Annotated in this window: 8 protein-coding genes and 1 pseudogene; 6 read left to right on the top strand and 3 right to left on the bottom strand. The window is 58.8% G+C overall.

The window, feature by feature from the left end; translation table 11 throughout:
* Positions 1–148 precede the first annotated feature (148 nt).
* The gene (locus tag FS320_RS36560) at positions 149–457 is read right to left on the bottom strand and encodes a hypothetical protein (RefSeq protein ID WP_152717232.1); all 309 of its coding nucleotides are present in this window, start codon (positions 455–457) and stop codon (positions 149–151) included.
* A 79-nt stretch (positions 458–536) separates the two neighbouring features.
* Here FS320_RS36560 and FS320_RS51110 point away from each other — a divergent pair.
* The 3 genes and pseudogenes from FS320_RS51110 to FS320_RS36570 all read left to right on the top strand — a co-directional run.
* Positions 537–695, top strand: a pseudogene (locus FS320_RS51110) (hypothetical protein); the annotation flags it as partial.
* 93 nt (positions 696–788) lie between these two features.
* Positions 789–1,919 carry a hypothetical protein gene (locus FS320_RS36565; RefSeq protein WP_152717233.1) on the top strand — a complete coding sequence of 377 codons (1,131 nt, stop codon included), beginning with the start codon at positions 789–791 and terminating at the stop codon, positions 1,917–1,919.
* A gap of 514 nt (positions 1,920–2,433) precedes the next feature.
* Positions 2,434–2,613 carry a DUF1217 domain-containing protein gene (locus FS320_RS36570; RefSeq protein ID WP_162003473.1) on the top strand — a complete coding sequence of 60 codons (180 nt, stop codon included), beginning with the start codon at positions 2,434–2,436 and terminating at the stop codon, positions 2,611–2,613.
* 153 nt (positions 2,614–2,766) lie between these two features.
* Here FS320_RS36570 and FS320_RS36575 read toward each other — a convergent pair whose 3' ends face one another.
* Positions 2,767–3,141 carry a hypothetical protein gene (locus FS320_RS36575; RefSeq protein ID WP_152717235.1) on the bottom strand — a complete coding sequence of 125 codons (375 nt, stop codon included), beginning with the start codon at positions 3,139–3,141 and terminating at the stop codon, positions 2,767–2,769.
* Between the two features lie 192 nt (positions 3,142–3,333).
* Here FS320_RS36575 and FS320_RS45525 point away from each other — a divergent pair, with 192 nt between their 5' ends.
* Both FS320_RS45525 and FS320_RS36580 read left to right on the top strand, forming a co-directional pair.
* Positions 3,334–3,471: a hypothetical protein gene (locus tag FS320_RS45525; protein WP_153885378.1), complete on the top strand. Its 138-nt coding sequence runs from the start codon at positions 3,334–3,336 to the stop codon at positions 3,469–3,471.
* 341 nt (positions 3,472–3,812) lie between these two features.
* A complete protein-coding gene (locus tag FS320_RS36580; protein WP_152717236.1) occupies positions 3,813–4,481 on the top strand; it encodes a transglutaminase-like cysteine peptidase in 669 nt (222 codons plus the stop codon).
* Positions 4,482–4,575: 94 nt separating this feature from the next.
* Here FS320_RS36580 and FS320_RS36585 read toward each other — a convergent pair whose 3' ends face one another.
* A complete protein-coding gene (locus tag FS320_RS36585) occupies positions 4,576–5,199 on the bottom strand; it encodes a hypothetical protein (RefSeq protein WP_152717237.1) in 624 nt (207 codons plus the stop codon).
* 228 nt (positions 5,200–5,427) lie between these two features.
* Between FS320_RS36585 and FS320_RS36590 the strand changes: the two genes are divergently transcribed.
* Positions 5,428–5,608: helix-turn-helix domain-containing protein (locus FS320_RS36590; protein ID WP_152716020.1), on the top strand; the 181-nt coding region annotated here is incomplete at its 3' end.

The following is a 5,608-nucleotide window of genomic DNA, read 5'->3' on the forward strand; positions in this document are numbered from 1 at the left end:
ATAGAGACAAGTATCCATAGCGGGGCTCCTCAACCGTTGCACACCCCGCATCCGCCTCATCAATCTTCACGAAAGCTATTCCAAATCAAGCACTTGAAGCGAGTAATAAAATTGCTCACCAGCCTCTAGATCAGATCTAACGAAAATTTTAACTGACAATTAACTGATCGTGGGTAGTCCTTACAAAAGGTACACTTTTGGTGCGCTCGTAAACTTGATGCAAAGGCACCAAAGGAATTTTGACGGAGGCAAAGTTCCGGCAGAGTTCGATGTACATACGCCTGGGATAAGGGCCTTTTTGGTTCTTACGCATGATGCCTTTCCAGCGCGCGGGCTCTCGAGAGCCATGTTCCAAATGAGGTTTTTCGTTCGTAGGGGAATCATCGACGCCGCGCATCGGTGCGGTGTTACTCAGATGCGTCATGCGCAAATCGGTGATGGTTTCGCCCGGAAGCATTGAGGGATTGTGGCAGTCCCTCGGCGCGGGCCGTTCGAAAAACGACGTTTCAACCTATTGAAAGTATAGGCGCGCAATAATGACCTCTATCATCTCGTCCCTGACAACTTCCCAGATTAAGAAACTTTCGACTGAAACGATCAAATCTTTCACTGAAGAGGACATCCAGGCTCTCTCGGCAACGCAAATCAATGCCCTCAGCGCAAGTCAAGTCGGCGCTTTGGATGTAGATGACATCGCGACCTTCACGGGCGACCAGCTGAGGTCCATCTCCACCGCGGCTATGGTTGGTTTGACCGCCGATCAGTTTTTCGCAATCGATAGCTCGAAAATGACGAGCTTCTCCGCAAGCCAGATGGCCGCTCTGACATCGGCACAGGTTAGCGCGCTCAGTGTAGACCAGATCGAAGCGCTCGACGCGACGCAGATTGCAGGATTGAGTGCAGCGCAGATTAGTTCGCTTGGCACTGATGACATTGCGGAATTCTCAGGCGAGGAGACTGGCGCGATCAGCGCCAAGGCGATCTCGGGCCTGTCGGTGGAGGCAGTCAGCGAACTCAGCGATGATCAGCTCGGTGCCCTGAAGCCGGCCCAGATCTCCGCCCTCAGCACCGCTCAGGTCAAGGCTCTGACACCCGAGCAGATCGGCAAGTTCTCGGAGGCTCAGGTCACGGCCCTGACCGCCTCGCAGGTCTCGGTGCTCGACGACGCGCAGATTGCCGAACTCGACGTGTCCAAGCTCAGCACCAAGGCTGTCGCTGGCCTCTCGGCGACGCAGATCGGCTTGCTGGGCGAAGATCAGGTCGAGGGCATCACCGCAGCCCAGGTCGCCGCCATGAACGCAGCGCAGCTCTCGGCGCTGGATGGCGATGACATTGCCAAATTCTCGACCGAGGAGATCGGCGCGATCAGCGCCAAGGCGATCTCGGGCCTGTCGGTGGAGGCAATCAGCGAACTCAGCGATGATCAGCTCGGTGCCCTAAAGCCGGCCCAGATCTCCGCCCTCAGCACCACCCAGATCCAAGCTCTGAGCGAGGCACAAATAGCTCTAATGAGTGCTGAACAACTGAATGCTCTGAGCGCAGACCAGGTGAGTGTGCTCAGCGATACGCAGATCGCCGAACTCGACGCTACTGACATCGCATCGCTGAGCACGAAGAGCGTGGTGGGCCTTACGACTTCGCAGATCGAAGGTATGACAACGGCTCAGATCGAGGCTCTTACGTCCAAGCAGGTCGCCGCCATGAGCGCCAACCAGATTGCCGCACTTGAGGACGATGACATCAAGCAGTTCTCGACCGAGGATATTGCGGCCATCAGCACAAGTGCGATCTCTGGGCTTTCGGTGGAGGACATCAGTGCTCTTACTGAAGAGCAGCTCGGCGCCTTCACCGATCCGCAACTCCAGTCCATGAATACTAATCAAGTCGACGCGGTTATCGCCGCCTACCACGCTTTCTAGCTAAGGCCGGACGGCAGCTGCGTTCAATAGTGGCGCGGACATATGAGATAAAGACGGCGCTCCCTGTAGGGAGCGCCGTCTTTATCTTTCTGAAGCGCAAAGCTAGGCTCAGCGTCTATCTGGGTGTGTTCGACCGCAATTTCCGCGGCGCTCGCCAGTGAGCACCCCAAGACCGAGCTAAACCTCCCGTGTTCAAATCCACTTGGCATGATAGCGTTCGTTCAGCTGGCTCAGCACGGTATCGGTGCGGTGGCGGTCCTGAATGAGCCAGTACGTCCAGCCTCCTGTTCGTGTGCGCTGCGAGACGGAGAAAACAGGGCAAGACCTTGCCCTGCAAGACCCTCCTGCAGGTGCGGGCTCCAGTACCCCTATTCCTTAGAGCCCATTCCGCATGACAAGTTCGGAATCCAAGCGCAAATGCAAGATCCGCCGCCTCGGCGGAGCCTAGGGTGGGGGCAGTAATCAATCCCGGTCAGGTGCCGCGCCGGTGCAGCCACACGCAATAGCGAGTCTCATGGGTGAGCAGAATGGAGGTGCGAGACTTACGCTCTATTTCATGCGCCAGGCGTCCAGTTCCACAACCACCATGGGCCAATTGGCCGACAAGGAGTTCCTGAAGTTCGTGCAGACGACCCTCAATATTCCGACTGAAACGTCCAAGGCGGATCTGGATTTACAGGATGCCAAAAGCTGATCCAGCGGATTAGCGCTACGCGAGGTATCAACAACGCCAGCGTAGAGGAGGTTTCGCCTGTGCTGATGCTGTTCTCGGAACCTGTAGAAACAGGCATCGGCGTGGACCTGATGATGAGCATCACCAAGCTCAGGCTCGGCGGCTTCTGATCCACTATTTTGAGATGACGTCCGCGACGATCCGCTCGGAGACCGGCATCGCGTCGGTGGGTGCGCTCACGACGAAGATGCCGCTGCAGACGGTCGTAATCTTGCGGATCGGCGTGCGGTGCTTGTCGGCGCCGATCAGGTAGTTCACCGTGTAATATGGCTCGCCGCCGATGAAGGTGGTCTCTCTTCTCTCGAAGATATAGCCGATTTGGGTCGGGCTGATCCTGTAGACCGTTCGAGGCGGGCCCCAGGCGGCAATGCGCGCGGAGATGGGCTTCCCAATATAATCCGAACACGACAGGGCGAGCGTTTCATAGGTCGTCGGCGCGCAGCCGCCAATACTGATCGCCGCCGCGAGCGTCACGAAGAGCGTTCTCAAGAAGATCTCCCAAGGAAACCGATGTTCACTTCGGTTCGACACTATACCCCGATCCCGAGCGACCGAAGCTCTTCCTAGCAATGTAGTAAACCTCGGGCCGGAACCGACGAGATCGCGCAAACGCTGCGTCAGGTTCGGGCAAGCTCGCGATATCATATGGAAGGAGTACCTCCAAGTGATGAGGAAAGATCCATGGCTGTCGTTCTCGTGCCGTTCGTTGCTGCATCCCTGGTCGGGCTGATCGGGACGCCCGTCTTCCGCCTCATGGTCTCCTCGAAGAGAACGAGGCATTGGGCGAGACATCGCAGCGTGGCGCAGAGCCGGTATTGAATGAAACGAGGCCTCGATGTGCTGAAGGCGCCGATTTGATCGTCGCCGATCGCGGTTGAAGCCGAAGCAGGCAGCCCGCTCGTTTGGCGGATGCACCATTTCATCGGTTCTCGACGGGATTCCGGCGTCAAACAGGTCCGGTTGTATTCGAAACCGCCCAATACTGATCTTACCTCTTCGTTCAGAGAGGTCGCCATCTCACGATGACGCCGGTTGCTTGCTCTGTTGCTGGAAGTCAACAGTGACGAGTCGTTCGTGACCTTGCGACGAGTTCGCGCTTGCGCCGAGCGTCCGCTGCTGACAGCTTTGTTGAAAAGAAAAAAGCTGAACAGACGCGGGGCATGAGCGTGATTACTTTCAGGACGATACGGAGGCGAGGTAAACGCCTCAATCATATCTTCGCTGCGGCGGGTCTCGCCGCATCCGTCCTGTCCGCCATGGCCGGTGCGGGATCGGTTCTCGCGCTACCCCAATCACCGATGCCCGGAGATGCGATTCTGACCGTGGGGGCGGCCGGGCCGACTCCGGCATGGGTCGCGTTCTGCACGCACATGCCGCGGGAATGCGCTCTCAATCCTTCAGAGCCCGACACGATCGTTCTTAATCAGGCGGTCTGGAAGACCATTGCCGACGTGAACGAGCGCGTGAACAAGGAGATCCTGCCGGTGACCGACCAGGATCACTGGGGTGTCGCCGATCGCTGGGATTATCCCGATGACGGACTCGGCGATTGCGAGGACATCCAGTTGCTGAAGCGCCGCCTTCTCACCGAAGCCGGCCTGCCGCAGCGAGCCCTGCGCATGACGGTGGTCATCGACGAGATCGGGGCAGGGCACGCCGTGCTCATGGCGAGAACGGATCGCGGCGATTACATTCTCGACAACAAGCGCAATGCCGTCCTCCCCTGGCAACAGACGGGCTATCGCTATGTGAAGCGGGAAGGGTCCGACAGCGCGGGCTGGGTCTGGCTTGGAAACCAGGCGGCACCGATGGTCACGGCGACGAAGTAAGCGGCCGGCCTGTCGAACAAAGCTCTGTTCCAATGTCGATCGGGACGATGTCGTGATGTCAGGTGAGGCGCTCGGGAGAGCGCCGCACGATGCGCTAGCTCGATGCCCGTGCCGACGGCGACTGAGTGATCATGGTCTCGGTCGTCAGGACGACCCAGCCGGCATCGGAACGCTCGATGGAGATGATCTGGCCGATTCCGGGCAGCGTCATGCCGGGCGTAACCCACCAGAGGCCTTCGGGGCCTTCGATCAGGGCTGATCCGCCTGTCGCCCGATGAACGACGTAGCGTTGGAACAGCGCTCCTCTGCTGGCGGTCTGCGCTGCCGCATCGCCCTTCTGACCTGCAGCCGGTTTAATCTCTTTCTTGGTCAGTGAGCCGGTTGTCGCGGGGCTCAGATCGACGGAGCGCGTCGAATTTGCGGCGGCTCTGCCGGCGGTCGTGTCGGTCACGGCGCTCTTGAGATAAGTATAGCTGTCGCTCAAATGCAGGGCGTAGACCGGCAGGCCGATTGCGGAGAGAGTGAGGGCCAGTCCCAAGCACATCACGATGCGGTCGCCCACCGCCTCGCGGATGGATTCTTCGATGCGTTGAACCTTCCGCTCTCGTTTCTCAGCCGTGGAGACGGGCCCCTTGCCGCTGCCGGCCATGGCCACCTGCTCCAATACCTTATCGAACCGAATGCCCATGGAAACCGCCAGGTTGAGAATCGCGTGCAATCATTCCTATGGGTTTATGCTTAAGAATTCGTCACCTGCCGCAGAGAAACCTGGCTGTATTCACCGGAAGGATAAGGCAGCCTCACGCAAGCATCCGCACGATATCATCGAATGCCATTCGTGGATGTTGCGGTGGCTTTGGTCGTTCGGGGTTGATAATGAAGATTAATGATCTTCACGAAGGTGGTGTAACATAGGGCGGTGTCGGTCCTCGTGAGGAGGTGCGCGATGGATGGCAATGTGTGGCGGCCGGCGCATCTGACGCCGGGGCAGATGGAAGAGCGCCGTCTGGAGGCCGCGCGGCTGTTGCGGCAGGGGCGGCTCTCCCAAGCCGAGATCGCCCGACAGCTGGGGGCCAGCCGGGCCAGTGTTTCGCGCTGGGCCGCCACCCTCGCCCAGGATGGCCAGC

It is taken from the genome of Microvirga tunisiensis (assembly GCF_009296175.1).
GTDB classification, from domain to species: Bacteria; Pseudomonadota; Alphaproteobacteria; order Rhizobiales; family Beijerinckiaceae; genus Microvirga; species Microvirga tunisiensis.

Coding starts and splice junctions, on each gene's coding strand:
- FS320_RS36560 (WP_152717232.1), bottom strand. CDS start 457: ATGCTTCCGGGCGAAACCATCACCGATTTGCGCATGACGCATCTGAGT.
- FS320_RS36565 (WP_152717233.1), top strand. CDS start 789: ATGACGAGCTTCTCCGCAAGCCAGATGGCCGCTCTGACATCGGCACAG.
- FS320_RS36570 (WP_162003473.1), top strand. CDS start 2,434: ATGGGTGAGCAGAATGGAGGTGCGAGACTTACGCTCTATTTCATGCGC.
- FS320_RS45525 (WP_153885378.1), top strand. CDS start 3,334: ATGGCTGTCGTTCTCGTGCCGTTCGTTGCTGCATCCCTGGTCGGGCTG.
- FS320_RS36580 (WP_152717236.1), top strand. CDS start 3,813: ATGAGCGTGATTACTTTCAGGACGATACGGAGGCGAGGTAAACGCCTC.